This is a genomic window from Aerococcus sp. L_32 (assembly GCF_050689315.1).
Genome location: NZ_JBOEQF010000821.1, coordinates 1 through 821 on the forward strand (window position 1 = coordinate 1; position 821 = coordinate 821).

At 38.0% G+C, this 821-nt stretch carries 1 protein-coding gene; it reads left to right on the top strand.

The genetic code is table 11. The features are described from left to right. The first annotated feature begins 60 nt into the window (after positions 1–60). A complete protein-coding gene (gene rpsB, locus ACRCJ0_RS16695; RefSeq protein WP_039934631.1) occupies positions 61–819 on the top strand; it encodes a 30S ribosomal protein S2 in 759 nt (252 codons plus the stop codon). The last annotated feature ends 2 nt before the right edge of the window (positions 820–821 follow it).

Consider the following 821-nt stretch of genomic DNA (forward strand, 5'->3'; position numbering starts at 1 on the left):
GCTAGTGGCGAGTCTTTGAAATAGGGGCGGAAAAATAAAAACCAAATGGAGGAATTTAACATGCCAGTTATTAGCATGAAACAATTATTAGAAGCTGGTGTTCACTTTGGACATCAAACACGTCGTTGGAACCCTAAAATGGATAAATACATCTTTACTGAACGTAATGGTATTTACATCATTGACTTACAAAAAACTGTTAAGTTAGTAGACCAAGCTTACAACGCTATGCGTGATTTAGTAGGTAACGATGGTATCGCGTTATTCGTAGGTACTAAAAAACAAGCACAAGATTCAATCGCTGACGAAGCGACTCGTGCAGGTCAATACTACGTAAATCACCGTTGGTTAGGTGGTACTTTAACTAACTGGGAAACTATCCAAAAACGTATCAAACACTTAAAAAACATTAAAGAAATGGAAGTAGACGGTACTTTTGACGTTCTTCCTAAAAAAGAAGTTGTTGGCTTATTAAAAGAAAAAGAACGTCTAGAAAAATTCTTAGGCGGTATCGAAGATATGCCACGTATTCCAGATGTTATGTTTGTTGTTGACCCTCGTAAAGAAAAAATTGCGATTCAAGAAGCACACAAATTAAACATCCCTGTTATCGCTATGGTTGATACTAACTGTGATCCAGATGAAGTAGATTACGTAATCCCTTCAAACGATGACGCTATCCGCGCTATCAAATTGATCACTGGTGGTATGGCTGAAGCAATTCTTGAAGCTAAACAAGGCGCTCAAGAAGAAGCTGAACAAGATGTAACTGTTGAAGACTTCAAAGGTGACGAAGTTTTAGACGAGGTTGCTGAGTAAGC

Coding starts and splice junctions, on each gene's coding strand:
- rpsB (WP_039934631.1), top strand. CDS start 61: ATGCCAGTTATTAGCATGAAACAATTATTAGAAGCTGGTGTTCACTTT.